This is a genomic window from Amycolatopsis sp. NPDC048633 (genome assembly GCF_040650695.1).
Lineage (GTDB): Bacteria > Actinomycetota > Actinomycetes > Mycobacteriales > Pseudonocardiaceae > Amycolatopsis.
Genome location: NZ_JBEZHS010000017.1, coordinates 122,104 through 147,654, shown reverse-complemented (window position 1 = coordinate 147,654; position 25,551 = coordinate 122,104). Strand labels below are relative to the sequence as shown.

Sequence of the window (25,551 nt, the reverse complement as noted above, 5' to 3'; positions counted from 1 at the left end):
AGGCTCCCGGCATGCCGAACCTGCTGGTGGTGGAAGACGACGCCGCGATCGGCAGCGTGCTCGAATCGACCCTGCGACTGCACGGCTACCAGGTGTGCCGGCGCCGCGACGGCCGCACCGCCCTGCAGGCGGCCGAGGCCGGCGACTTCGATCTCGTGCTCCTCGACCTCGGCCTGCCCGACCTGGACGGCGTCGAGGTCTGCCGCCGCCTGCGGGCCGCGCTGCCCGCCTCGGTGCTGGTCATCCTGACCGCCCGGCAGGAGGAGATGGACGTCGTCGTCGGCCTCGACGCCGGCGCCGACGACTACCTCACCAAGCCGATCCGGCTGGGCGAGCTGCTGGCCCGGGTGCGCGCGCACCTGCGCCGCGGCGCGCCGGCCGGGGCCCGGCCCCCGGTGACCGTCGGCGGGCTGACCGTCGACATCGCCGGCCGCCGCGCCACCCTGGGCGGGCACGAGGTCGTGCTGCGGGCCAAGGAGTTCGACCTGCTGGCCCGGCTGGCCGAGCAGCCCGGGGTCGCCGTCAGCCGCGAGACGCTGATGTCCGAGGTCTGGGACGCCCACTGGTACGGCTCGACGAAGACCCTGGACGTGCACATCGCGGCGGTGCGCCGCAAGCTCGCGTCGGCGGCCGGGCCCGACGCCGAGGTGCCCCGGATCGCCACCCTGCGCGGCCACGGGTACCGGCTGGAGGACCCCGCCCGGACCGTCGCCGAAGGCTAGCCGTGCGCCGCCGGATCATCTCCCTGACGGTGCTGGCCGCTCTGGTCGCGACCGTGTTGTTCGCGCTGCCGCTGGGTATCGCGGTGATGAAGTACTACCACGACGACGCCACGACCGGCCTGGAACGGGCCGCGGACGCCGCCGCGCTCGCCGTGTCGCACGAGCTGAGCGCGGGGCTGACACCCGAGGTGCCGCCGCCCGCCGACGAGGACGAAGCCGAGACCGAGGTGGGGGTCTACTCCCCGGAGGGGCGGCTGCTCGCCGGGCACGGGCCCGCCGCCGGCGGGCCGATCGAGCGGCAGGCGGCGAGCGCGACCGTGGACGTCGTCACCGGGACCGAGGGCGACGACCTCGTGTTGGCCGTCCCGGTGCTCAGCGGATCCCGCGTGACCGGGGTCGTCCGGGCCGCGCTGCCGGAGTCCACCCTGACCCTGCGGATCGCGCTCACCTGGCACGGCATGGCCGGGCTGGGCATCGTGGCGATCGGGGCGAGCTGGCTGATGGCCCGGCGGTTCACGACGCGGCTGGTCCGGCCGCTGGAGGAGCTGGCCGCGGCGGCCGGGCAGCTCGGCGCCGGCGACTTCACCGCCCGCAGCCCGCGCGCCGGGATCGCCGAAATCGACCGCGTCGGCGAGGCGCTGGACGCCACTGCGGCCCGGATCGCCGAAACCCTCGAGCGCGAGCGGGCGTTCTCCGCGGAGGCGTCCCACCAGCTGCGGACCCCGCTGACCGGGCTGCGCCTGCAGCTGGAGGCCGCGCTGGAGACCCCGGACGCGGACCCGCGGGCGGCGATCCGCGCCGGGATCGCGTCCGCCGACCGGCTGGAACGCACCATCGAGGACCTCCTGGCGCTGGGCCGCGAACGCCGGGCGCCGCGGGCCGAGCTCGCTCTCGACGCTCTCCTGGAGGAGGTCCGGCAGGCCGGCGAGGCGCTGCTCGCGCCGCACGGGCGCACGCTGCGGATCACCCGCCAGGACCCGCCGCCGGCGCGGGTGGCGGCCGCGGCGGTCCGCCAGGTGCTCGGCGTCCTGCTGGACAACGCGGCGACGCACGGGCGCGGCACGGTGACGCTGGTCGCCCGCGACGCCGGGGGCGCGCTGGCCATCGACGTCGCCGACGAGGGCCCCGACCTGGGCGAGACGGACCCGTTCGCGACGGCGGCGGCCGGGCACGGCATCGGCCTGCGGCTGGCCCGCAGCCTCGCCGAGGCCGAAGGCGGCCGGCTACGGCTGAGCCGGCCGGACCCGCCGACGTTCACCCTGCTCCTCCCGACCGACGAACCGGGTGGCGAACGGAACGATTCGCCACGATCTACACGTTCTGTGCAATGAATCACCTGTGATTCATCTGTACGCGCAACGTTGTCCTGTTTTGCCCGCCGGAGACGGCAGATACCGTCGTCGGCATGAATCTGCGGGCCGCGACGGTGCGGCGGAAACCGGTCGCCGACCTGGTCGCCGAAAGTGATCATGGCACGTTGAAGCGGTCGCTCGGGCTCGGGCAGCTGACCATGCTGAGCATCGGCGCGACGCTGGGCAGCGGGATCTTCGTCGTCCTCGGCGAAGCCGTGCCGGTGGCCGGTCCGGCCGTGGTCCTGTCGTTCGTGCTCGCCGGGGTCACCGCGCTCTTCTCCGCGCTCTCCTACGCCGAGCTCGCCGGCATGATCCCGCTGTCCGGTTCGTCCTACTCCTACACCTACGCCACGCTCGGCGAGCTGGTCGCCTGGGTCTGCGGCTGGTGCCTGGTCCTCGAATACGGCGTCTCGGTGGCGTCGGTCGCCGTCGGGTGGGGGCAGTACCTCAACGAGCTGCTGCGGCTGGCTTTCGGGTTCGCCATCCCGGACGCGCTGAGCCAGCCGCCCGGCTCGGGCGGGATCGTCAACGTGCCCGCCATCGTCGTCGTGCTCCTCGCGATGCTCCTACTGCTGTCCGGAGCCAAGGAGAGCGCGCGGGCCAACGCCGTCATGGTCGCGGTCAAGATCGTGACGCTGGTGCTGTTCTGCGCGATCGCCTTCACCGCGGTGAAAGCGCGCAACTTCACGCCGTTCCTGCCGCTCGGCCTGGCCGGGATGAGTGCCGGCGCGGCCAAGCTGTTCTTCTCCTACATCGGGTTCGACGCCGCGTCCACCGCCGGCGAGGAGGCGAAGAACCCGCAGCGCGACCTGCCGCGGGCGATCCTGCTCTCGCTCGGCATCGTCACGGTGCTGTACTGCCTGGTCGCCGTGGCCGCCGTCGGCGCGCTGCCGTGGCAGGAGTTCGACGGCCGGGAAGCCGCGCTGTCGCACGTGCTCTCCGTCGTTTCGGGCAGCCCGTTCTGGGCCGGCCTGCTCGCCGTCGGCGCGATCGTGGCGATCTCCAGCGTCGTGCTGACCGTCCTCTACGGACAGACGCGCATCCTGTTCGCGATGTCCCGCGACGGTCTCGTGCCGCCGTCGCTGTCCAAAGTGGACCCGAAGTCGGGCTCGCCGCGGATCAACACCCTGGTGGTCTCGGCCTTCGTCGCCGCCTTGGCCGCGTTCATCCCGCTGGGCAAGCTCGCCGACGCCACCAGCATCGGGACACTCTTCGCGTTCCTGCTGGTCAACATCGCCGTCCTGCTCCTGCGGCGGCGCCAGCCCGACCGGCCGCGCTCGTTCCGCGTGCCGCTCTCGCCGGTGACGCCGCTGCTGGGCGTGCTGTGCTGCGGCTACATGATGTTCAGCCTCGACGGCGCCACCTGGCTGGTCTTCGGCGCCTGGATGGCACTGGGCCTGCTGATCTACTTCGGCTACGGCATCCGGCGGTCGAGGCTCGCATGAAGGTCGCGATCCACCAGGGCCCGTTCGACGCGCTCCCCGAGGCCGTCGCCTCGTCCGGCGCCGACCTCGTCGTCACGGCGGAGATGAGCACGACGGGCTACCACATCGGCGCCCGGACGCACGAGCTCGCGGAATCCGCCGACGGCCCGACCGCCGCCAGGATGTCCGCGCTGGCCCGGGAAACCGGCGTCGCGCTGGCCTACGGCTACCCGGAAGCCGACGGCGGGAACGTCCACAACAGCGTCCAGCTCGTCGACGCGACCGGGCGGCGCCTGGCGAACTACCGCAAGACGCACCTGTTCGGCGACCTCGACAAAGCGTGGTTCACCCCGGGCGACGAACCGGTGGTGCAGGCCGACGTCGCCGGCGTCCGGGTCGGGCTGCTGATCTGCTACGACGTCGAGTTCCCCGAGCTGGTGCGGGCGCACGCGCTGGCCGGCACGGAGCTGCTGGCCGTACCGACCGCGCTGATGAGCCCGTACGAGCTGGTCGCCGACACGGTGGTGCCGGCGCGGGCGTACGAGAGCCAGCTGTTCGTTGCCTACGCCAACCGTTGTGACGTCGAACAGGAGCTGACCTACTGCGGGCGATCCTGCGTCGTCGCCCCGACCGGCGAGGTGCTGGCCCGGGCGCAGACGGCTCCCGCGCTGATCACCGCCGAAGTCACCCGTGCCGCGCTCGCCGCGTCCCGGCTCGAGAACACCCACCTGGCCGACCGGCGGCCCGAACTGTACCGAGGAACCACCGCATGACCTCCGCTGTCCCGACCGCGATCCACCACGACGAGCCGGCGGGCCGCCCGATCACGATGTTCGGCCCCGACTTCCCGTTCGCCTACGATGACTACCTCGCCCACCCGGCCGGGCTGGGTGCGGTGCCGGCCGAACGGCACGGCACCGAGGTGGCGGTGATCGGCGGTGGGCTCTCCGGCATCGTCACCGCGTACGAGCTGATGAAACTGGGCCTGCGGCCGGTCGTCCACGAGATCGCCGAGATCGGCGGCCGGCTGCGCACCGTGCGGTTCCCCGGCTGCCCGGACGACGTCGTCGCCGAGATGGGCGCCATGCGCTTCCCGCCCGCGTCGACCGCGTTGTTCCACTACATCGACAAGGTCGGCCTCGAGACGACGCCGTTCCCCAACCCGCTGGCGCCGGAGACGCCGAGCACGGTCGTCGACCTCAAGGGGCAGAGCCACTACGCGCGGACGCCGGCCGACCTGCCCGCGGTGTTCGCCGACGTCGCCGCCGCGTGGGACCGGACCCTGGCCGAGCACGCGTCGTTCGCCGAGATGCAGACGGCGATCCGCGACCGCGACGCGAAGACGATCAAGCGGCTGTGGAACGAGCTCGTCCCGAAGCTGGACGACCAGACGTTCTACGGCTTCCTCTGCGCCTCCCCCGCGTTCGCCTCCTTCCGCCACCGCGAGATCTTCGGCCAGGTCGGCTTCGGCACCGGTGGCTGGGACACCGACTTCCCCAACTCCATCCTGGAAATCCTGCGCGTCGTCTACACCGGCGCCGACGACGAGCACCGCAGCATCGCCGGCGGCAGCCGGCAGCTCCCGCTGCGGCTGTGGGACCACGCGCCGTCGGAGCTGGCTTTCTGGCCCGCGGGAACGTCGTTGGCCTCGCTGCACGAAGGCGGGCCCCGCCCGGGCGTCACGCGGCTGCACCGGACGGCGCCGAACAACATCACGGTGACCGACGCGTCCGGGCACATCCGGACGTACCCCGCGGCCGTGTTCACCGCGCAGAGCTGGATGCTGCTGTCCAAGATCGAATGCGACGAAGCGCTGTTCCCGATCGACCACTGGACGGCGATCGAGCGCACGCACTACATGGAGTCGTCGAAGGTGTTCGTGCCGGTCGACCGGCCGTTCTGGCTCGACCGCGACCCGGCGACCGGCCGCGACACGATGAGCATGACGCTCACCGACCGGATGCCGCGCGGCACCTACCTGCTCGGCGACGACCCGGCCAAGCCGGCGGTGATCTGCCTGTCCTACACGTGGGCCGACGACTCCCTGAAGTGGCTGCCGCTTTCGGTGACCGAGCGCGTCGAAGTGATGCTGCAGTCGCTGCGGGAGATCTACCCCGGCGTCGACGTCCGGCGGCACATCATCGGCGACCCGGTGACGGTGTCGTGGGAAGCGGAACCGCACTTCATGGGCGCGTTCAAGGCGAACCTGCCCGGGCACTACCGCTACCAGCACCGGCTCTTCACGCACTTCATGCAAGACGAGCTGGCGGAGCGTCACCGCGGACTCTTCCTCGCGGGTGACGACGTGTCGTGGACGGCGGGCTGGGCCGAGGGCGCGGTCCAGACCGCGCTCAACGCGGTTTGGGGCGTGCTGCACCACTTCGGCGGCGAGACGCACCCCGCGAACCCGGGCCCCGGCGACAGTTTCGCGGACCTCGCCCCGATCACGCTGCCGGACTGACCGTGCCCCGATCGTGGCACGGTGCCGGCAACGCGGGAGACTGTCCTGCCCGGCTCAACCGGCCATGCGACGATGGGACCATGAACACCGAGCCGGCGCCGAGATGGCGAAGACTGGAACCGGACGAACGGAAGGAACAGATCTTCGCTTGCGCGGCGCGGCTGTTCGGTGACCGTCCCTACTCCGAAGTGTCCACTTCGGACATCGCCGCGGCGGCCGGCGTCGCGCGGGGGTTGATCAACCACTACTTCGGCACGAAGCGCGAGCTGTACCTGGAAATCATCCGGCGCGCGCTGACCGTGCCGCGGCTGGCCGTCGAAATCCTGCCGGAGGGGCCCCTGGAGCTGCGGGCCGACGTCGCCATCGAGTGGTTCCTCGACATGGTCACCAGCCAGGAGCGCATGTGGCTGGCCGCGATCGCGCCCGAAGGCATCGGCCGCGACCTCGAGGTGGAGCGCATCCTCGAAGAGGCCGACCGCGAATCCGCCGACCGCGTGCTCGAAGCCGTCGGGCTGTCCAGCGAAAGCGAACACGGCCTCGAGCTGAACGCGCTCGTGCGGGCGTTCGGCGGGATGGTGAAGTCCGCCGGCCGCGAATGGCTCGTGCGCGGCTCCCTGACCCGCCCCCAGGTGCACCTGCTGCTGTCCAAGTCGCTCGTCACGCTGGTCGGCGAGATCTTCCCGGCGATCCAGGCGGAACCGCCGCGCCAGGACGGCCGCGGATAGACCGAAGCCCCCGGCGCCACGAGGGGGAGGAGGGCGCCAGGGGCTCCGGGTCAGCGGACGAACCGCCGACGCACGCTCACGGTACGCCGGGGCACTGTCAAGTCGCTGTCAGCCCTTCGCCGTCCGATTCGCCGTCCGATTCGCGAAGTTCTCCGAGCCGGTGGGCAAGTCCGTCGAGACACCTTCGGACCGCGTAGTCGTACAGCTGCGCGTAGTACCCCGCGGCGAGGTCGGGATCGCCCATCAGGTCGTGCATCGCCGCGCCCAGCTCGGCCATCCCCGGCAGGTCGGCCCGCTCGCGGTAGGTCGCGTACGTCTCGGTGTTGTCGATCCGCAGCGCGAGGGCGCCGTCGCGGTCGTCCTCCATCGCGACGAACTGGCACGCGGTCATCACCAGCAGGTTGTAGGCCAGCACGCTTTCGCGGCCGAAGCCGGCCTTCAGCAGCACCCCGATGCCCGCGTCGATGCTGCGCGCGGCCGCCTGGACGGACGGACCGAACAGCGCGAGCCGCCGCGCGCAGCCCGGGTAGGCCCGCAGCACCGCGCGCAGGTTCGCCAGCAGCTCGGTGAACCAGTCCTGCCACGGCAGGTCCGGATCGGGCAGCTCCAGCAGGCCGACCACCCGGTCGACGACGGCGTTCACCACCGCGTCCCGGTCGCCGACGTGGTGGTAGATCACCGCCGGGTAGGCCTCGACCGCGCGGGCGAGCTCCCGCAGCGTCCAGTTGTCGAGGCCGCGTTCGCCGGTCAGGGTCGTCGCCGCGCTGATGATGCGGTCGGCCGTGAGCGCCGGCAGTCCCGCCGCGGCTCGCGACCGGGGGCGCTGTCCGGTACCCGAGGATGAGGTCGGCATGGGGGGTAACGGTAACGGCACGGGTGGGACCGGTGCCAGCTCCGCACGGGTACGGCAGGATCGGGATATGGCACGCGCACAGGCCAACGGTCTCGAGCTCGAGTACGACACCTTCGGCGATCCGGGCGGTCCGCCGCTGGTCCTGGTGATGGGCCTGGGCGCCCAGATGATCACCTGGGAGGACGGCTTCTGCGAGCTGCTCGCCGCCCGCGGGTTCTTCGTCGTGCGGTACGACAACCGGGACGTCGGGCTCTCCACCTGGCTCGACGACCTTCCCGCGCCGGACCTGGCCGCGCTGGCCGGCGGCGATCTGACGACGGCGCCGTACCGCCTTTCGGACCTGGCCGACGACGCCGTCGGGCTGTTCGACGCGCTCGGCATCGGACGCGCGCACGTCGTCGGCGCGTCGATGGGCGGGATGATCGTGCAGCAGCTGGCCATCGACCACCCGGACCGGCTGCTTTCGGTCACGTCGATCATGTCGACCACCGGCGACCCGGCGGTCGGGCGGGCGCAGCCGTGGGCGCTGGCGATGCTGACGCGGCCGCCGGCGTCGACCCGCGAGCAGGCCCTGGCCGACAGCGTCGACGGGTATCAGCGGCTCGGCTCCCCCGGATACCCGGACGACGAGGCGTTCCTGCTGGCCAAAGCCACGCTGCACTACGACCGCGCCCGCCACCCGGTGGGCTCGCTGCGCCACGCGGCGGCGGTGCTGGCCTCCGGCGACCGGACGGCCGGGCTGCGTTCGGTGCGGCTGCCGGCCCTGGTCGTGCACGGCGACGCCGACCCGCTGATCGACGTCAGCGGCGGCAAGGCGACGGCGGAGGCGATCCCGGGCGCGGAACTGCTGGTCGTCCCGGGCATGGGCCACAACCTGCCGCGCGCGGTCTGGCCCACGCTGGCGGAGGCGATCGGCCGCGTGACCGGTCAATAGCGCGTCAAGATCCCGGGGTCCGGGCGTAGGGAAGGCGTCCTGGCTCATTCTCCCGGTCTCCGGCCGGGGGTTTCCTGGACGGCATGAGTGGTGGGTTCGGGTTCCCGTTCGGCTGCGTCGCGGCGGTGGTCGCGGTGCTTTCGGCAGAGCTGTGCGGGGCGACAGGTCACCCGTGGTACGCGCTGGTCGCGCTCGGTGCGGTGGTGCTGCTGACGGCGTTCTGGAGTTCGGTTGCCGCCGCGATCGGGGTCGCGGCGGTGGCGTGGGCGCTGGACTCGGGTTTCGTGCTCGGCCGAGCCGGCGAACTCACCTTCACCCCCACCTCGGCGGCCGCGGCCCTGGCCTTCGCCGTGCTCGTCGCCTTCGGCTTCCTCGCCCGGCTCATCTCCCGCACTCCGGTGCCGGTCCGCATCCCGGCCCCCCGCCACCCCGTGTCGACCCCCCAATCACGCGAGATCGCTCTCCAATCACGCGAGTTCCGTCTCCGATCACGCGAGTCCCGCGCCTGATCACTTGAGCCGACCCTCCAGGTACGCAAGCCGACCGTCCGGGTACGCGAGTCGTCCGTTCCGGTACACCGAACTCGCGTGATCAGATCCGGAACTCGCGTGATTGAGGGCGGAACTCGCGTGATTGGAGGGTCGACTCGCATGATTGAACGGACGACACGCGTACCCCGGTGGTCGGCTCGCGTACCTGGAGGGTCGGGTCGCGTACCTGGAGAGTCGGGTCGCGTACCTGGAGGGTCGGGTTGCGTACCTGGGGGGGGGTCGGTCAGGTTCGTGGGAGTGAGGCTCGGCGGGCGGCCAGGGCCGCGATGATGCGCGGGAGGCCGGCCGGGTGGAGCGGGTCGATGTCCGTGAGGTCGCGGACCCGGCGCAGGCGGTAGTCGACCGTGTTGGGGTGGACGTGCAGGCGAGCCGCCGTGCGGCGGCGGTTCGTGTCCAGCTCCAGGTACGTCGAGAGCGTCTCGACCAGCTCCGGGTGCGCGTCCAGCGGCGCGAGCACCGCCGCCAGCCGGTCGCGGGCCTCGCCCGGACGGGTCAGCTGGTACTCCACCAGGACGTCGTCGAGGCGGTAGAGCCCCGGCGGGCGGCCGAACCAGCGCAGCACCTCCAGCACCTCGCCGGTGCGGCCCGCCACGAGCCGGACCTCCGGCGGCGTCGCCGTGTCGGCCGCCGCCAGGACGTCCACGCCCGCCGCGCGCCCGGCCGTGTCCAGCACCGAACCCCACTCCGAGACCGCCGACAGCCGCCCGGCCAGCGGCAGCAGCACCAGCCCACCCGGGCCGTCCAACGACGCGAGGACGCCGTCGCCGCAGGAACGTTCGAACGCGGCCAGGAACCGCCGCAGCTTCCGGCGGATCGCGATGTCGGCGTCGACACCCGGGGACGCCTCGTCGGCGTGCGGCCCCAGCTCGACGCTCAGCACCAGGTACCGCGCCGGCAGCGTGATCCCGGCACTGCGGGCGACGACGTCGACCGGCCCGCCGTCGGCCAGCACCGAAAGCAGCGTGCGACGCGCGGTGTGCTCCTGCCCGACCTTCGTCCGCAGCTCCTCCAGGTAGCCCCGCGTGACCGCGCCGGTGACCGTGCCGACGAACGCGAGCACCCGGTCCGCGACGTCGAGGAGGTCGGCGACGTCCGTGCTGCCCGCGTCGGCCGAGCCGACGGCGAAGATCTCCCGCGCCCCGACGTGGTACGCGGTCAGCACGGCTTCCAGCGGAAAGCCCTCCTCGGCCCGGCGCACCGCGGACGCGCCGATCTGCCGCAGCTCGGCGTCGTTGAGCTGCCGGTCCTCGCGCAGGCTCCGGGCGAACGCGCGCACCGCCTGCTGGGTGATCCGCGCGATGTCGCCGGCGAGCTCCTCGACCGGCAGCCGCCGGTAGTCCGCGACGTCCTCCTGGATGCGCGTCAGCACCCGTGCGATCAGCTCCGGCTCCTCCTGGGTGAGCCGCTCGTGGACGCGCTGCCCGCCGAGGGCCAGGTCCCCGCCGGGTTTGTGCTCCGTCACAACCGATCCCCTCGATCTCTGCGCGGATTCCCAGTCGATCCGGCCACCCTCGGTGCCGATGGTGTCACGGAGACCAACCGTAAGCACAACGTCAAGGAGGACGGCGTGCGAGTGAGGACAACGGCGTTCATCACGATCATGGTCGCGGCGCTGGCGACGACGGCGGGTACGGCGGAGGCGAGCACCGCCGGGGAGTACGTGGCGCTCGGGGACTCGGCCGCGGCCGGCCCGCTGATCCTGCCCCCGGACCTCTCGTCCCCGGGCTGTCTCCGGTCCCTCGCGGACTACCCGCACGTCGCCGCGAAGCGGCTCGGCGTCCCGCTCAAGGACGTCACGTGCTCCGGCGCGACGACCGCGGACATGTACGCGCCGCAGTCGACGGAGACCGGCGCGGTCCCGCCGCAGCTGGACGCGCTCGGCGCGAGCACGAAGACCGTCACGCTGACCATCGGCGGCAACGACGTCGGTCTGGTCGGCGCGGCGACCAGCTGCATCAACCTGCTGCCCGGCATCAACCCCGACTGCGTGGACAGGTACACCGCCGGCGGCCACGACCAGCTGGCCGAGAAGATCGCCGCGTTCGAACCGACGTGGGGCGCGCTGCTGGACGCCATCCACGCGCACGCGCCGAACGCCGAGGTCTACGTCGCCGGGTACGGCACCTACCTGCCCCGCAACGGGTGCTGGCCGATCGCGCCGCTGACCCCGCGCGACGCCAACTACATCCAGGGCAGCATCGACAAGACGAACGCGGCCCTGGCGCGTCAGGCGGCGGCGCACAACGCGCACTACGTCGACGTCCGGACGGCGTCGATCGGGCACGACGTCTGCAAGCTGCCGGGCGTCAAGTGGTTCGAGAGCGTGATCCCGACGTCGGTCGCGGCACCGCTGCACCCCAACGCCACCGGCATGCGGGGCATCGGGGCGCTCGTCGCGGCGACCGTCAGGGGGTGAAGTCCCAGCGGGTGGCGCCGTTCGGCTCGGCGCCGGCGACGCCGATCGCCCGGGTCGGCCGGAGCCGGTACAGCAGCCACGGCGCGGGTCCCGCACTCGGCGCCATGAACGGCGCGTCGTACCCGCCGCCGGACACCGTCGCGGGCCAGCCGCCCTCGCGGTAGACGGCCGCCACCCGTTCGAGGGTGGCGGGGTCGGCGATCTGCTCGACCTCGCCCTCCAAGGTGAGGTCGAGGTCCCTCAGGCGGACGGAGACGCTGCACGCCGGGTTCGCCGCCAGGTTGCGGGCCCGGCGCGTGCCGGGCCCGCTCACGAAGTAGAGGGCGTCGTCGACCCAGATCGCGCCGACACCGGCGGCGTGCGGCCGGCCGTCGGGGCGGACCGTCCCGACGAAGAACGTCAGGTTCTCGTGCGGGGTCTGGGTCGCGAGGGCGTCGCGCGCCCGGCTCCACGGCAGCGCCGGGCGGCCGTTCTGGTCGAGGTTCTTGGTCTTCGTCGGCTCAGTCATGCTTACGCGTCGAACGGGACGACGGCGGATCGACACGCAACGAGAGTTTTTTCGCCGCCGGGGTCGTTGTCGCTGGTCGCGGGCACGATCGCCAGCTCGTCGATCCCGGCTTCCGCGTACTCCCGGGCCTTCGCGGCGATCTCCGCCGGCGAGCCCAGCAGGCCCACCGTGGCGATGGCCTCGACGGGAACCGCCGCCAGCAGCTCACGCGGGTGCGGCCGGGTGCGCGCGAAGTCGATCAGGTCGCCGAAGCCGGCCGCGCGGAACATGTCGGCGTAACCCGGCGCGGCGAGGTACCCGACCACGCCGCGACGCAGCTGCTCGATCTCGGCCTGCCCCGGGTCGACGGCGCCGACCACCCACGCGGCCACCGGCGGCGGCGTGGTGCCCGCTCGCGAAGCCGCTTCCCGCATGCCGCGCACCAGTGTCGCCGCCGCGGCGGGACTGACCAGGTTGACCACCATCCGGTCGGCGTGCCGCGCGGCGACGGCGAGGGCGCGCGGGCCGAACGCGGCGATCGTCAGCGGCGACTTCGGGGCGGCCAGCCGCAACCGGTAGCCCTGCGAACCGACCACGGATCCGTCCACAGTGGACTTTTCGCCGGAGACCAGCTGCCGCACGGCGATCGCGGACTCTTCGAGCGCGGTGGCCGCGCGCGAACGGGACCGGCCGTGCCAGCCGCGGACCACGACGTCGCTGGAGGTGCCCAGCGCGACCCCGGTCGACCGGCCGGTCAGCGCCGCGACCGACGCGACGCCCATCGCGATCGTCGCCGGGTCCCGCACCGTGACCGCGAGCGGCCCGAACGTCAACGAGATGTGCGAAGTCGCCGCGCCGATCGCCGTGCCGAGCGCGAACGCGTCCCACGTCGCCATCTCGCCGATCCACAGCTCCGGGTACCCGGCGGCCTCGGCGGCGCGCGCGGTTTCCAGGGCTTCCTCCGGCGGGCGGTCCTGCCAGAGCCCCAGCGACACCGAAAGCCTCACGCAGTCTCTCCCGTGACGATCATGGTCACGACCGTAGTGAACGAGCCGCCGACGTTGAGCGTCAACGCCGTGCGCGCGCCTTCTACCTGGGTCGCGCCCGCCGTCCCGCTCACCTGCCGGGCGGCGTCGTGCAGCATGCGGACGCCGGTCGCGCCGACCGGGTGGCCGAGCCCGATCAGGCCGCCGCCCGGGTTGATCCCGGCGGTGTCGAGGCCGCCGTCGGCGATGAACTTCCCGCCGTCCCCGGGCGGCGCGGCACCGAGGTGCTCGAGCGCGACCAGCCCGGTGATCGTGAAGCAGTCGTGCAGCTCGACGACGTCGAGCGCGTCCGGCCCGGGCACGCCCGCACGCTCGTAGGCGTCGACGACCGCGCCGCGCAGGTGCGGGAACAGGTACTCGCCGTCGGTTTTGATCTTCCCGGCGAGGCCGATGTGCGCGGTGCGGTGCCCGAAGCCCGCGATGCGCGGGAACCCGCCGCCGAGCCGCTCGGCGAACGCGGGCGAGGCCAGCAGGACCGCCGCGGCGCCGTCGGTGATCCGGCCGCAGTCCTGCTTGCGCAGGCGGCCTTCGATCAGCGGGTTCAGCTCGTCGTCGGCCCCGAAGGCGCCGGCCGGGAAGCGCCAGTCCCGGGCCTGGGCGAGCGGGTTCAGCGTCGCGCGGTCGAAAGCGTGCTCCGCGAACTGCCCGAGGTGGTCGGGGTCGAGTCCGTACCGCTCGTCGTACGCGGAAGCGACGTCGGCGAAGAGCGCGGGCCACGGGAACTTCGCGCCGACGGCTTCGTGCCCGGCCCACGCGGCGGACCCGAGGTGCTCGGCCGCCCGCTGCCCGTCGACGTTGCGCATCAGCTCGACCCCGACGACCAGCGCCAGGTCGTAGCGGCCCGCTTCGAGGTCCGCGCACGCGGCGAGGACGGCGGTGCTGCCGGACGCGCACGCGGCTTCGTGCCGGGTGCTGGGCACGCCGTCGAGCTCCGGCACCGCGGCCACCAGCAGCCCGCCGAGCTGGGCCTGGCCGGTGAACAGCTCCGCCGCGAGGTTGCCGACGTGCGCGACCCCGACGTCCGCCGCGCTCACGCCCGCGTCCGCGAGGGCGGCGGGCACGACCTCGGCGAACAGCTCGAGGATCCCGCGTCCCTCCTTCGCGTAGTTGCGCGCGAAGTCGGTTTGCGCCCCACCCAGCACGAACACGGTCATGGCCTCACTCCAGACTTTCCCGCAGCTGCCGTTTCAGGATCTTCCCCACCGGGTTGCGGGGCAAGGCGTCGGCGTACTCGAGCCGTTCCGGCAGTTTGAACGCGGCCACCTTCTTCTCGCGCAGGTACGCCACCAGCTCGTCGAGCGACGGCTTGCGCTCGCCCGGCACGACGACCGCGCACACCCGCTCCCCCATGACGTCGTCGGGCACGCCGATGACACCGACGTCCGCGACGTCCGGGTGGCCGGCGAGCAGGCCCTCGACCTCGGCCGGCGAGATGTTCATCCCGCCGCGGATGACCAGGTCCTTCATCCGGTCGACGTACCGGAGGAACTCCCCGCGCTCGCCGGCGATCTCGAAGACGTCGCCGGTGCGGAAGTGCCCGTCCTCGTCGAACGACGACGTGTCCAGCGACTCGCCGACCTGCGTGAGATAGCCGGCGAACACCGTCGGCCCGGCGATGTGCAGCTCGCCGGATTGCCCGGGTCCGGTCACGCGCTCGCCGGTGACCGGGTCGTGCAACCGCACCGACGTCCACCCGGCGACGGGGGTCGACCAGGTGACATCGGAGGCGTAGTTCGGGAAGAAGCTCGCCCGCTGGTCCGGGTCCGGGATGTCCACGGGACCGGACAGCAGCGCGGTGCCTTCGTTGGAGCCGAAGAAGTTGATGATGTCGATGCCGTACCGCTCGGCCCAGGTGCGCACGAGCCACGGCGAGAGCGGCGCCGAGCCGGAGCCGATCTTCCCGAGCGCGGAGAGGTCCACTCCGGACAGGATCTTTTCGTTGTGCAGCAACATGGTCAGCAACGCCGGCGGCGCGAGCGTGTACGTCACGCGTTCGGTCGCGAGCTGCCCCAGGAACACCGGCAGGTCGAACGGGTGGTGCGGGACGAACACGGCGCCGGTCAGCAGCCACGGCAGGAACATCCCGCCGATGCCGGCCATGTTCGTCATGGGGAACGGGGACAGCAGGACGTCGTCGCTGGTCAGGCCGGCCGCCTGCGCGCAGCCCGCGGCCGTCGCGAGCCAGTCGCCGTGGCAGCGCGGGACGGCTTTCGGTTCGGCTTCGGTGCCGGACGTCCAGCAGATCGTCACGCAGTCGTTCACGTCGGTGTCGAGCGTTTTCAAGTACGCGTCCAAAGTGGATTGCTCCGCTGTGGACAGTGGTGCTTCGGGCCAGGCCAGGGCGCCGGCCGGTTCGTCGTCCCCCCGGGCGACGACGAACCGGACCGACGGCGCCGAAGCGCCTTTTAGCCCAAGGGCCGCCCCGGCGAGCGGGTGCTCGCCGTATCTGGTTGCGGTCACCACCGCGACAGCCCCGGTGCGCCGGCACATCGGACCCATCTCGTGTTCCCGGTAGGACACCGGGAACGGGGTGACCACGGCACCGATCCGCACGATCGCGAGGAACGCCTGGACCAGGGCCGAGCAGTTCGGCAGCTGCACGGCCACGACGTCACCTGCTCGCACCCCTCTGGCGAGCAGGAACGCGGCCAGGACGTCGACACGTTCGTCGAGCCGGTTCCAGGTCCACCGCACCGGGTCGCGTCCGACCAGTGCGGTGGTGTTCGGTGGATCGACCAGCGCGAGACCCTCCGGGTCGGCACCTACCCGCTCCTTCACGAGCCGGTCGATCGTCTCCGCACTCCACCATCCCCGCGTCCGGAAATCCCGGGCGCGACCCTCTCGATGGCATCTCATGAACGGAGGTTTTCCAGCTGGTCCGCCCGGACCCAGGTCGCGTGAAAACCGAGCGGGACACGCTGGGGAAGCAGGACCCTGGCCACGGGTCCGGCAGCGAGATCGGCGGCGTCGAAGATGTCCAGTTCCGAGCGTCCCTCACGCTCGTCCTGCACGAACGTCACCAGATAACCGTCCGCCGAATCGGCGGATGCGCCATCGCGGGGTGCGAAGGGCGCCTCACTGCCCCACCGGCCGGGACCGAACCGGTATTCGGTCTTGGAGCCGGCAAGATTGTCGTAGCGCACGAGCCCGTCGAACTTCAGCGTCGACTCGGGCGAGATGTGCACCGCGTAGGAGTACCGGTTCCGCGTGCCGACGCCACGGGAGTCGACGGTCGGGAACTCGGTGTTGTCGTCGTCGAGCGGGGCCTCGCGGCACACGCCGGTCCGCAGGTTGAAGCGGTAGCGGTGCAGCTGGGCGTCGAGCCGCAGGTAGGAGAGCATCTTCGCCAGCGGCGTGTGGGCGTCGGCCCGCGGTTGCGGCTTCCGCACGCGGCAGACGTCGAGGATGACTTCGTCGCCTTCTTCCCAGGCGTTGACGACGTGGTAGATGTAGCACGGGCTCGCTTCGAACCACTTGATCTGGCTACCGTCTCCGTAGCGTGGCATGACGCCGAAGCGGCTCGGCATCGAGCGGTCGAAGTGGAGCTTGTGCCGGCCCTGTTTCGCGGCCTGCAGATCCTGGACCAGCGGCAGGTCCATCAGCACCGCGTAGTGCTCGGTGATGGCCATGTCGTGCGGCAGGCGCGGGCCGGGCAGCTCGATCTCGGTGGTCTTGACGACCTTGCCGTCCGCGCTGATGACGCCGTAGCGCAGGTAGGGCGGGCGCGGGCCGTAGTCGAACCAGAAGAGCTCGCCCGTGGCCTCGTCCACCTTGGGGTGGGCCATCATGTCGCCGACCAGCGTGCCGAGGAAGTCCTCGGCGCCGAGCGTCTCCAGCGAGAGCGGGTCGACCGCGTACGGCGAGCCGCACAGGTACCAGGTCGCGAGGATCCGGCCGCGGTGGAAGACGACGTCGGTGTTGGCGTTGTCCTTGAGGCCCAGGCCGTGCGCGTTGCCGAACGGGTTGTCCGCCGGGTTCTCCATGACGCCGGTCCAGAGGCCCTGGCCGGCCTCGGACTCGGCCTCGAAGGCCTTCGTGCGGACCCAGCGGTTGCGGTAGCGCGCCTTGCCGTTCTCCAGGTGGACGGCGTGGATCATGCCGTCGCCGTCGAACCAGTGGTAGCGGCCTTCCGGGGCGAACCGCGGGTTGGGGCCGTTGCGCAGGTAGACGCCGTTGAGGTCCTTCGGGATCTCGCCGATGACCTGCAGGTCTTCCGCGTCGATCTCGGTGCCGACCGGGGCGTAGACGCCCAGGAGGTAGGGGTTGGCCTCGTCCGTGTCCGCCGTCCGGGCCACCATCAGCGGCTGTTCGGAGGTGCTGGTCATCGGGCTGCTCCCTGACTCTCGGGCTCACCGCGCTGGCTGATGAGGATGAGACTATGATTTGTGTACCCAGGTGTCAATAGGCTTCTTTTGCTGTAGCCAGGTGTACGCTGGGCCACGAGGTAACAAGGGGGATGTCGGTGACAGAAGCGACTGCACAGCGCGTGCGGCCCGCGGGCGATCCGCTCCGCAGGGCACTCGAACTGGTCGGTGACCAGTGGACGCTGCTGATCCTGCAGAGCCTGTTCCTGCGCTTCCGGCGGTACGAAGAGCTGCGCCTGCGGCTGGGCATCTCGCCGACCGCGCTTTCCGGGCGGCTGCGGGACATGGTGGACGCGGGCATGCTCGCGCGCGTGCCGTACCGGGACGCGCGCCGCACGCGGCACGAGTACCGGCTCACCGAGCGCGGCCTGGAGCTGTGGCCGCTGCTGATTTCGATCTGGGCCTGGGAGCGCGAGTGGGTCGACGGCCGCCGCGAGGTGCTGCCGACGCTGATCCACCTCGACTGCGAGCTGGCTACATCAGCACCCCTCGGCTGCGGCGCCTGCGGCCGCCGGGTCGACGCCCGGGACGTGCGCGCTTCGCGACTGGACAGCACGGGTGTCGCGGCGGCGACGGCGTCCAAGCGCTTCCGCCGCAAGGACGCCGAATCGCTGGCCGGCGACCCGATGATGTTCTTCCCCGACACGATGGAACTGCTCGGCGACCGGTGGTCGACGGGCCTGCTGGTGTCGGCCCTGCTCGGCTGCCACCACTTCTCCGAGTTCGAACGCGAGCTGGGCATCGGGCCGAGCGTGCTGTCGGCCCGGCTGAGCAAGCTCGTCGAGGTCGGCGTGCTGCGCACCGGCACGGCCACGACCCGGACGGACGCACGCGACTACCGGATGACGGCGAAGGGCCTGGCGTTCTTCCCGGCGCTGGCGTTCATCGCGGAGTGGTCGCGCGGGTTCGAGGTGGTGGGCCAGGAGCCGGACATCACGCTGAACCACGTCGAATGCGGCAACCGGCTGCAGCCGATGCTGCTGTGCGACCACTGTGGCCGGCCGCTGACCCGCCAGTCGGTGCAGTTCGGCGGAGTGCCCACCCCCAAACGCTGACCGAGTGACGTAATCGACTCGCCAAGCGGTATGTCTGATGCCAGGCTGGAGCGGTCACACGTCGTCAGTTCCGGAGGTAAGCATGAGTGAACCGAATCCGTCGCCCAGCGGCGAGGAGGACGACGTCAAGCGCAAGTTCCGGGAAGCGCTGGAGCGCAAGCAGGCCCACGCCCGCTCGGGAGCGTCCCACGAGAACGCCGGCGGCAAGAACCAGCACGCCCACGGCCCGGCGGCCAACAAGAGGACTTTCCGCCGCAAGAGCGGCTGAGCTTTTGGTGCCGAAGGCCCCCACCGCACGCGGTGGGGGCCTTCGCTGCGTTTACGGCGTGAGCTCGCCCAGGTGGTCCAACGCCACGAACTGACTCGCCGGGCTCGCCGCCGCCACGGCTTTCCGCAGTACCTCCAAGCCGCCGTTCGGGTCCTTCGCCTGGCCCAGCGGCAGGTCGAAGTCGTCCCAGTGCGTCGCCGCGACGTACCGCGGGTTGCCCAGCGTGCGCAGCAGCCTCGGTACGTACTGCGTCACCTTCGCGCCGCCCGCCGGCACCAGCACCACGTCCGGGCGCAACCCCGCCAGCTCGGACTCGACGTAGTTCGAGCCGCCGAAGTCCAGGACGCTCGCGCCGCCGCCGGTCACCTGGTACGCCAGCGTTCCACCCTCGTACAGGTCCTCGATCACGCGAGGACGATCCCGGCGGGACAACGGCCTCGAGCCGGGGAACGGCACCCGGGCCCGCTCGCCCGTCGCCGAGTGCAGGGACCTGAAGACGCGGATCGAGTAGCCGTCGAACGTCAGGTCCTCGCCGCCGGTCGCGATCGCCAGCTGGTCCTCGGGTGCGCCCAGCGCGGCCATGAGACTCAAATGAGTCTCGGTGCCCAGTACCGTCGCGCCGGTGCGTTTGGCCAGGTAGGGGACGTCGGTGAGGTGGTCGTAGTGGCCGTGCGTCACCAGGATGTGGTCCGCGCGCAGCTCGCCGCGGTCCAGGTAGCCGTCGATCAGCGCCTTGTTCACCGAGAGCGGGGTGCGCGGGTCCGCGCCCGCCGGCGTGTACGTCCCGGTCTTGAACCTCGTCAACCACGGGTCGATGAGGACCGTCTTGGTCCCGGTCGAGCCGGGGACGCGGATCTCCCAGCCGTTGTTTCCCCACCACCGCAACGTCATCCGCGACGTCCCCCGGGGCACCGGAGCCGCCGAGGCCGCCGAAACCCCGGCGAGGATCGTGGCCGCCGCCGCGCCCGCGCCGAACAGCCCGCGTCTGCTGAGTCCTGTGTTCATACCGGGCACCCGATCACGGACCCGGCGCGGCTGTCCAAGATCGAGACGTCGGCATGTCGATATGCGGACGGGTATCATCGCAGCGTGGACCACCTCCGTTCGCTGCGCTACTTCCTGGTCGTCGCCGAGGAACTGCACTTCGGCCACGCCGCCGACCGGCTCGGCATCGCGCAGCCGCCGTTGAGTCAGCGCGTGAAGCGGCTCGAAGCCGAGCTGGGCGCGAAGCTGTTCGACCGCGGCCGCCGCGTCACGCTCACCGAAGCCGGCGAGGTGCTGCGCGCCGAAGCAAGAGATCTCCTGAGCCGCTGGGACCGGATGACGGCGCTCGTCGCGAAGGCCGAACGCGGCGAGCTGGACGCCCTGCGCGCGGGTGTGCCGCCGGAGCTGCCCGGCCGGGTGCTCGCCGCGATCCTCACGGAGTTCGCCGCGCAGCACCCCGCCGTCCGGCTCGACCTGCAGGAGCTGACCACCGCCGAGCAGGCCCGGCTCCTCGCCGACCGCGAGCTCGACGCCGGCCTCCTGCAGCTGCCGGTGGACGTCGTCGGGCTCGACCTCGGGCCGGCCGTCGACACGCCGCTGGGAGTGGTCCTCCCCCGGGACTCGCCGCTGGCCCGCCGGTCCGAGCTGGCCCTCGCCGACCTCGCCGGGGAAGGCCTGGTGCACGCCCCGCGCGCGGCGGCGCCCGGGAGCTACGACGCGCTGCTGCGCACGTGCTGGGACCACGGCTTCCGCCCGGCGTCCATCCGGCACGCGCGCAACCCGGAGTTCGTGCTCGGCCTGGTCCTGGCGGGGCACGGCGTGGCGTTCGAGCCGCGGGCGCGCAAGGAGCCGCGGGTGGTCTGGCGGCCGCTGACCGACCAAGTCCTCCGGGCGCGGACGGCGTTCGCGTGGCCGTCGACGAGCCCGCACCCGCAGGCGTCGAGACTCGCCGAAATCGCGGCCGGCGTCCTCAGGGACGACGGCGTCTCGAGCCTCGTGCCGCCGGACCCGGGCGCGGCACGCCCGTGGGACGTGTTCTACGACCGCAGCTGATCCACCGCCGCCCGGGCCGCGTCGCCGATCGCGCGGTCGATGTCCGGTCGTCGCAACGTCTCCGCTCCGCCCACCGTGAACACCGCCACCGCGTACGCACTCCCGTCCGGGTACGTCGCGATGCCGATCTCGTTGCGAATCCCCGGCATGGTCCCCGTCTTCGCCGCCACCGCGACCTCCGGGGGAAACCCGGCCGTCAACCGGTGCCAGCTGACCTGCGCCGACATCCATTCGAGGACCTGCGCGCCCGGCCCGGGGTCGCGCCAGATCGCCGACAACAAGCCAGTCATCTCACGCGGTGTCGTCGCGGAAGTCCGCAAAGGATCCAACGCCCGCAAGGGAAGTCCGGCCGCGGTGTCGTCGATGATCGTGCGCAGGAGATCCCGCGGGGCGCCGATGACGGAAGTCCGCGTCAAGCCCAGCTCCGCCAGCAGCGACCGCACGTTCTCCACGCCCACGCAGTCGAACAGCAGGTCCGCGGCCGTGTTGTCCGACACCGACAACGCCAGCAAAGCCGCGTCCCGCAAGCTGTACGAAACGTCGTCGGCGAAGCCCGCCGTACCGCTGCCGCCGAGGCGGTCGGCCGCCGAAGCGCGGACCCGGTCCGTCGGGTCGAGCTGGCCCGCCGCCACCTGGCGGGCGAACTCCAGGACCAGCGGCACCTTCACCACCGACGCCAGGACGACGAGGGAATCGGCGTCCACACCGACGGAAGCAGCGGAACCGAGACAGCGGGCGTGCAGGAAACCCCGCACGCCCACCGCCGAGAAGATCTCTTCGGGACAAAGACTCACCCGGTCATGATGGACCGCAGCCGCCCGACCTCCGCCATCCGGCGCTCGGCGAGCCGGTCGGCCGCCGTTGCCGGGGGCACGCCGTCGGTCTCGGCCAGCGCGAACACGGCCTTCGTCGTGTCGTAGATCGCCGTCGTCTTGCGCTTCGCGCGCTCGAAGGTGAAGCCGTGGCGCTCGTCGTCGACCTGGATCACGCCGCCCGCGTTGACCAGGTAGTCCGGCGCGTACAGCACACCTCGGTCGGCGAGCTGCTTGTCGATGCCGGCGTGCGCGAGCTGGTTGTTCGCCGCGCCGCAGACGATCCGGGCTCCGAGCACCGGCACGGTCTCGTCGTTCAGGACGCCACCCAGGGCGCAGGGCGCGAAGACGTCCAGCTCGGCCCGCAGCAGCGTGTCCACATCGGACACAACCTGGACAGACGGGTAGATGGTCCGGGTCCGCTCGATCGCGGGCGCGTAGACGTCGGTGATCGTCACCTGCGCGCCGGCGTCCACGAGGTGCCCGACGAGGATGTGCCCGACCTTGCCGACGCCGGCCACGCCGACGCGCTTGCCGGCCAGGTCCGGGCTGCCCCAGACGTGCTCGGCCGAGGCCCGCATGCCCTGGAAGACGCCGAACGCGGTGAGCACGGACGAGTCGCCGGCACCGCCGTCCTCGGGCGAACGGCCGGTGACGTACTGGCTCTCGCGGGCCACGACGTCCATGTCCTGCACGTACGTGCCCACGTCGCACGCGGTGATGTAGCGGCCGTTCAGGGACTGCACGAAGCGCCCGTACGCGCGCAGCAGCGCTTCGGACTTGAGCGTCTTCGGGTCGCCGATGATGACGGCCTTGCCGCCGCCGAGGTCGAGCCCGGCCAGCGCGTTCTTGTACGCCATGCCCTTGGACAGCGCGAGCACGTCGTCGAGCGCGTCCGCTTCGGTGGCGTAGGGGTGGAAGCGCGTCCCGCCCAAGGCGGGGCCGAGCGCCGTGGAGTAGATGCCGATGATGGCCTTCAGGCCACTGGCCTGGTCGTGGCAGTACACGACCTGTTCGTGCCCGGACGACCGGGCGAACACTCCTTCGGTCACGGTGGTGACTCCTTTGTCTCCCGCGTCCGGTTCGTGGCCGGGACGCGCTTCAGCGGTTGTCGGGAGCCGGTGCGGAGGTCGTCCGCCCCGGGTTCCCGGCACCAACCTAGATCCCTTCCGGAACGCAGACCAGTAGAGGTCCCGCGATACGGACGGGTAAGGGAGTGATCAGCCGCGGACCACCTTGTCGAGCGCGTTCATCGCCGTCTCGAGCTGGGTGTCGGAGAGGTACGGCGCCGGGCCGAAGCGCAGGTGGGCGCCCCGGCTGTCGGTGCGGACGCCCTGGGCGGCCAGTGCCGCCTGCAGCCCGGAAGCGTCGGCGCAGCGCAGCGAGAGGAACCCGCCGAGCCGCTCCGGCGGCACCGAGCGGTCCCGCGTGACGGCGTCCTCGGGCAACCCGAGCGAGTCGAACACCGACGCGAGCAGCCCCACCTGGTGCTGCGAAACCTCGCGCAGGAACTCCGGCGTGAGGCCCTGCTCGGCGAAGAACCGCTGGACCCGGGCACCGCGGTAGTGGCTGGCCGGGTCGTAGGTGGCGCCGGCGAACCGGTCACCGCCCATGGCGTAGGCGACGCCGCCGGGACGTCGTTCGTCGGCGAGCGCGCCGAACTCGGCGTACCAGCCGGTGATCACCGGCCGCAGCTCCTGGGCGTGCGCGGGCAGCCGCAGGAAGCAGTTGCCCTCGCCGAGCTGCAGGTACTTGTAGCCGCCGCCGAGCACCCAGGCGTTCGTGAGCCCGAGGTCGTGCAGCGGGAACGGCACGACGCCGAGCGCGTGGTAGGCGTCGACGACCAGCTCGATCGACCGGTCGCGGCAGGAGTCGGCCAGGTGCGCGAGCCCCGGGACCAGCCGGGACGTCTCGAACAGCACGGCCGACACCAGCACCGCCGCGGTGTTGTCGTCGACTTCCCCGGCGACGCGCTCGGCGAGCGTCGTCACCGGTTCCAGGGGCACCCGCACGACCTCGACGCCCTCCTCCTCGAGGCGGGCGAGCTGGCGGCGCAGGGTGTGGAACTCGCCGTCGGTGGTGACCAGGCGCGGTCTTCGCGGCAGCTCCATCGCCGAGAGGAAGCGCAGCACCAGGTCGTGCGTGCTCGCGCCGAGCGCGTACTCGCCGTGCGGGTCGCCGAGCAGCAGGCGGAACCCCGCGCGCAGTTCGTCGGCCTTGGCGAACGCGCGCCCCCACTTCTCGTCGACGTCGCGGGCGGCGTCCGCGAAGGACTCGCGCAGGCCCTCCTCCGCGACGTCCGGCCACGCCTGGTGCGAGTGCCCGGACAGGAGCAGGCGGTCGGCCACCCCGAACCGGGAGTAGTGCGGGGCGAGCGCGTTGTGGTCAGCGCGCAGGTCGTCCAAAGTGGTCACAGTCGGCTCCGTACGGCCCAGAGATCCGGGAACATCGGCTGGAAGAGCGTGGTACGCAGGTAGGTCGCGCCGGATGATCCCCCCGTCCCGGTCTTGTCGCCGATGGTGCGTTCGACCATCTTCACGTGCCGGTAGCGCCACTCCTGCATCCCTTCATCGAGATCCACCAGACATTCCGCGACGACCGACGGTCCGCCGTCGTCGCTGTACACGTCCAGCAATATCGCCTGCAGGGCCGGGGAGGGCTCCACCGGTCGAGTGACGTCTCGGTCACACTCGACCGCGTAGCCAGAAACCTTGAGGTACGCGAGAAAAGAGTCGAACAACGACGGCCGGGCCATCGCTTCGGCGATGCGTTTCCGCTGCTCGCCGCCCTCGGGGTAGTGCGCGAACACGCGCTCGTCACGCCGTCCGAGCACCGCCTCCAGCTCGCGGAACTGGGCCGACTGGAAGCCGCTCGAAGCGTCCAAACGGGTGCGGAAACTCGTGAACTGGCTGGGCGTCATGGTTTCCAGCACGTCGATCTGCGCGACGGCGACCTTGAGGATCGTCAGGATCCGGCGCAGGATCCGCATCGAGTGCGCGGTTTTTCCCGCGGCCAGGTTCTCCTGGAGGAACTCGGCCTCGTGCAGGATCTGCTTGAACCACAGCTCGTACACCTGGTGGATCACGATGAACAGCAGCTCGTCGTGCTCGTCCGAACGCGGACGCTGGGCCTCCAGCACCTCGTCCAGCGCAAGGTACGAGGTGTAGCTCAAGGCTTCCTGGGTCGCTTGGCTGGTTTCGGTCATCCCTTGGTCACCTCGTCGAAATGGCGCTGGGCAGCGGGAGCCAGCGCGGTGTACAGATCGTGGAACAACTCGACCGCCGCCGCCCGGCACGCCGGCGCGGCCACCAGGTCGGCGGGCAGCTCCGGGTCCAGCGACGGGAACGCCCGGAAGGTGTGCACCAGGCGGGCGTGGACCTCGAACGCTTCGGCGTCCGAAGTGTCCTTGCCCGCGTGCCCGCCGAACTGCCCGACGAACGCGGTGTAGCGCGCGGCCAGCTCGTCGAGGTCCCAGGCCCGGCCGGCGAAGCGGCGGACGTCGAGCGCGGCCGACGGCCGGCCGAGCAGCAGCCCGGCGTGCTCGGCGACGTCCAACTCGCCGAGCAGGGCGATGACCTCGGCCTCGCGGTCGTGCGGGGCGATCCAGGTGCCGTCCTGGTACGGCCCGAACCCGAGGAACCGCAGCCGCCGCACCAGGCGTTCCCGGGCCTGGCGGCGGCTCTCCGGGATGCTCTGCCAGAGCACGGTCCACTCGCCGGCGGCGCGCTCGCGGCGGCCGAGGGAGAAGATCCGGTGGTCGCCGTCGTCGAGCAACACGATGGTGCGGCGCGTCAGCGAGTAGTGCACGGTGCGGCCCTCGCGGTGGCGCTGCAGCAGGCCGCGGCGCACCAGGCGGGTGAGCGCGATCCGGGCCGCGCCGTCGGAGAAGCCCAGCTCGGCGAGCACCGCGACCAGGCCGCCCGACCACACCCGGCGCGTCTCGCGCGGGTGCACGTAGCTGCCCAGCAACGTCACGACCAGCTCCTGGGGGCTGGCGTCGAAGGCATCTCCGGGCATGCGGCAACTCTATACACCTCAGGCCGC

The 25,551-nt window shown here is 71.9% G+C and carries 25 protein-coding genes; 12 read left to right on the top strand and 13 right to left on the bottom strand.

Going from position 1 to position 25,551, the window contains the following annotated elements:
• The first annotated feature begins 11 nt into the window (after positions 1–11).
• The 6 genes from AB0C38_RS28015 (at position 12) to AB0C38_RS27990 (ending at position 6,684) form a co-directional block, all read left to right on the top strand.
• A complete protein-coding gene (locus AB0C38_RS28015) occupies positions 12–722 on the top strand; it encodes a response regulator transcription factor (protein WP_360678622.1) in 711 nt (236 codons plus the stop codon).
• Between the two features lie 2 nt (positions 723–724).
• Positions 725–2,053 carry a HAMP domain-containing sensor histidine kinase gene (locus tag AB0C38_RS28010; protein WP_360678620.1) on the top strand — a complete coding sequence of 443 codons (1,329 nt, stop codon included), beginning with the start codon at positions 725–727 and terminating at the stop codon, positions 2,051–2,053.
• A gap of 74 nt (positions 2,054–2,127) precedes the next feature.
• On the top strand, positions 2,128–3,519 hold the full coding sequence (locus AB0C38_RS28005) for an amino acid permease (RefSeq protein ID WP_360678618.1): 1,392 nt from the start codon (positions 2,128–2,130) through the stop codon (positions 3,517–3,519).
• Positions 3,516–4,271 (top strand): carbon-nitrogen hydrolase family protein, encoded by a 756-nt coding sequence (locus tag AB0C38_RS28000; RefSeq protein WP_360678616.1) that lies wholly within the window; start codon positions 3,516–3,518, stop codon positions 4,269–4,271. Before AB0C38_RS28005 ends, AB0C38_RS28000 begins: the two co-directional genes overlap by 4 nt.
• Complete coding sequence (locus tag AB0C38_RS27995; RefSeq protein ID WP_360678614.1) at positions 4,268–5,959, top strand: NAD(P)/FAD-dependent oxidoreductase; 1,692 nt, start codon at positions 4,268–4,270, stop codon at positions 5,957–5,959. Before AB0C38_RS28000 ends, AB0C38_RS27995 begins: the two co-directional genes overlap by 4 nt.
• Before the next feature lie 80 nt (positions 5,960–6,039).
• A complete protein-coding gene (locus AB0C38_RS27990; RefSeq protein ID WP_360678612.1) occupies positions 6,040–6,684 on the top strand; it encodes a TetR/AcrR family transcriptional regulator in 645 nt (214 codons plus the stop codon).
• 97 nt (positions 6,685–6,781) lie between these two features.
• Here the strand turns inward: AB0C38_RS27990 and AB0C38_RS27985 are convergent, their stop codons facing one another.
• Positions 6,782–7,537, bottom strand: coding sequence for a TetR family transcriptional regulator (locus tag AB0C38_RS27985; protein WP_360678610.1), 756 nt, complete (start codon positions 7,535–7,537; stop codon positions 6,782–6,784).
• 67 nt (positions 7,538–7,604) lie between these two features.
• Here AB0C38_RS27985 and AB0C38_RS27980 point away from each other — a divergent pair, with 67 nt between their 5' ends.
• Both AB0C38_RS27980 and AB0C38_RS27975 read left to right on the top strand, forming a co-directional pair.
• Positions 7,605–8,471: an alpha/beta hydrolase gene (locus AB0C38_RS27980; RefSeq protein WP_360678607.1), complete on the top strand. Its 867-nt coding sequence runs from the start codon at positions 7,605–7,607 to the stop codon at positions 8,469–8,471.
• 83 nt (positions 8,472–8,554) lie between these two features.
• Positions 8,555–8,980, top strand: coding sequence for a hypothetical protein (locus tag AB0C38_RS27975; protein WP_360678605.1), 426 nt, complete (start codon positions 8,555–8,557; stop codon positions 8,978–8,980).
• Between the two features lie 265 nt (positions 8,981–9,245).
• Here AB0C38_RS27975 and AB0C38_RS27970 read toward each other — a convergent pair whose 3' ends face one another.
• Positions 9,246–10,484: a helix-turn-helix domain-containing protein gene (locus AB0C38_RS27970; RefSeq protein WP_360678603.1), complete on the bottom strand. Its 1,239-nt coding sequence runs from the start codon at positions 10,482–10,484 to the stop codon at positions 9,246–9,248.
• 111 nt (positions 10,485–10,595) lie between these two features.
• On the opposite strand from AB0C38_RS27970, the gene AB0C38_RS27965 reads away from it, so the two are divergent.
• The gene (locus AB0C38_RS27965; RefSeq protein WP_360678697.1) at positions 10,596–11,438 is read left to right on the top strand and encodes an SGNH/GDSL hydrolase family protein; all 843 of its coding nucleotides are present in this window, start codon (positions 10,596–10,598) and stop codon (positions 11,436–11,438) included.
• Here the strand turns inward: AB0C38_RS27965 and AB0C38_RS27960 are convergent.
• The 5 genes from AB0C38_RS27960 to AB0C38_RS27940 are packed head-to-tail and all read right to left on the bottom strand — an operon-like array spanning position 11,428 to position 17,296.
• Positions 11,428–11,946, bottom strand: coding sequence for a pyridoxamine 5'-phosphate oxidase family protein (locus AB0C38_RS27960; protein ID WP_360678601.1), 519 nt, complete (start codon positions 11,944–11,946; stop codon positions 11,428–11,430). The two genes, AB0C38_RS27965 and AB0C38_RS27960, sit on opposite strands and share 11 nt — an antisense overlap.
• A 2-nt stretch (positions 11,947–11,948) precedes the next feature.
• Positions 11,949–12,932: an LLM class F420-dependent oxidoreductase gene (locus AB0C38_RS27955; RefSeq protein WP_360678599.1), complete on the bottom strand. Its 984-nt coding sequence runs from the start codon at positions 12,930–12,932 to the stop codon at positions 11,949–11,951.
• A complete protein-coding gene (locus tag AB0C38_RS27950; RefSeq protein ID WP_360678597.1) occupies positions 12,929–14,125 on the bottom strand; it encodes an acetyl-CoA acetyltransferase in 1,197 nt (398 codons plus the stop codon). The genes AB0C38_RS27955 and AB0C38_RS27950 overlap by 4 nt, the downstream gene beginning before the upstream one ends.
• A 4-nt stretch (positions 14,126–14,129) precedes the next feature.
• Positions 14,130–15,827 carry a class I adenylate-forming enzyme family protein gene (locus AB0C38_RS27945; protein WP_360678595.1) on the bottom strand — a complete coding sequence of 566 codons (1,698 nt, stop codon included), beginning with the start codon at positions 15,825–15,827 and terminating at the stop codon, positions 14,130–14,132.
• On the bottom strand, positions 15,824–17,296 hold the full coding sequence (locus AB0C38_RS27940; protein WP_360678593.1) for a carotenoid oxygenase family protein: 1,473 nt from the start codon (positions 17,294–17,296) through the stop codon (positions 15,824–15,826). Before AB0C38_RS27940 ends, AB0C38_RS27945 begins: the two co-directional genes overlap by 4 nt.
• Before the next feature lie 137 nt (positions 17,297–17,433).
• Here AB0C38_RS27940 and AB0C38_RS27935 point away from each other — a divergent pair, with 137 nt between their 5' ends.
• Together AB0C38_RS27935 and AB0C38_RS27930 are read left to right on the top strand one after the other, a co-directional pair.
• Complete coding sequence (locus AB0C38_RS27935) at positions 17,434–18,390, top strand: winged helix-turn-helix transcriptional regulator (protein WP_360678591.1); 957 nt, start codon at positions 17,434–17,436, stop codon at positions 18,388–18,390.
• Between the two features lie 82 nt (positions 18,391–18,472).
• On the top strand, positions 18,473–18,658 hold the full coding sequence (locus tag AB0C38_RS27930; protein WP_360678589.1) for a DUF5302 domain-containing protein: 186 nt from the start codon (positions 18,473–18,475) through the stop codon (positions 18,656–18,658).
• A 51-nt stretch (positions 18,659–18,709) separates the two neighbouring features.
• On the opposite strand, the gene AB0C38_RS27925 is transcribed toward AB0C38_RS27930, so the two are convergent.
• Positions 18,710–19,663 carry an MBL fold metallo-hydrolase gene (locus tag AB0C38_RS27925; RefSeq protein ID WP_360678587.1) on the bottom strand — a complete coding sequence of 318 codons (954 nt, stop codon included), beginning with the start codon at positions 19,661–19,663 and terminating at the stop codon, positions 18,710–18,712.
• A gap of 84 nt (positions 19,664–19,747) precedes the next feature.
• On the opposite strand from AB0C38_RS27925, the gene AB0C38_RS27920 reads away from it, so the two are divergent.
• Positions 19,748–20,695 (top strand): LysR substrate-binding domain-containing protein, encoded by a 948-nt coding sequence (locus tag AB0C38_RS27920; protein ID WP_360678585.1) that lies wholly within the window; start codon positions 19,748–19,750, stop codon positions 20,693–20,695.
• Here AB0C38_RS27920 and AB0C38_RS27915 read toward each other — a convergent pair.
• The 5 genes from AB0C38_RS27915 to AB0C38_RS27895 all read right to left on the bottom strand — a co-directional run bounded on the left by AB0C38_RS27915 (position 20,680) and on the right by AB0C38_RS27895 (position 25,524).
• Positions 20,680–21,489, bottom strand: a complete 810-nt coding sequence (locus tag AB0C38_RS27915; protein ID WP_360678583.1) for a serine hydrolase — start codon at positions 21,487–21,489, stop codon at positions 20,680–20,682. The genes AB0C38_RS27920 and AB0C38_RS27915 overlap by 16 nt on opposite strands.
• On the bottom strand, positions 21,486–22,559 hold the full coding sequence (locus AB0C38_RS27910; protein WP_360678581.1) for a Glu/Leu/Phe/Val dehydrogenase dimerization domain-containing protein: 1,074 nt from the start codon (positions 22,557–22,559) through the stop codon (positions 21,486–21,488). The genes AB0C38_RS27915 and AB0C38_RS27910 overlap by 4 nt, the downstream gene beginning before the upstream one ends.
• Positions 22,560–22,727: 168 nt before the next feature.
• A complete protein-coding gene (locus tag AB0C38_RS27905; protein ID WP_360678579.1) occupies positions 22,728–23,921 on the bottom strand; it encodes a kynureninase in 1,194 nt (397 codons plus the stop codon).
• On the bottom strand, positions 23,918–24,712 hold the full coding sequence (locus AB0C38_RS27900; RefSeq protein ID WP_360678577.1) for a tryptophan 2,3-dioxygenase family protein: 795 nt from the start codon (positions 24,710–24,712) through the stop codon (positions 23,918–23,920). Before AB0C38_RS27900 ends, AB0C38_RS27905 begins: the two co-directional genes overlap by 4 nt.
• Positions 24,709–25,524 carry a PaaX family transcriptional regulator C-terminal domain-containing protein gene (locus AB0C38_RS27895; RefSeq protein ID WP_360678575.1) on the bottom strand — a complete coding sequence of 272 codons (816 nt, stop codon included), beginning with the start codon at positions 25,522–25,524 and terminating at the stop codon, positions 24,709–24,711. Before AB0C38_RS27895 ends, AB0C38_RS27900 begins: the two co-directional genes overlap by 4 nt.
• Positions 25,525–25,551 lie beyond the last annotated feature (27 nt).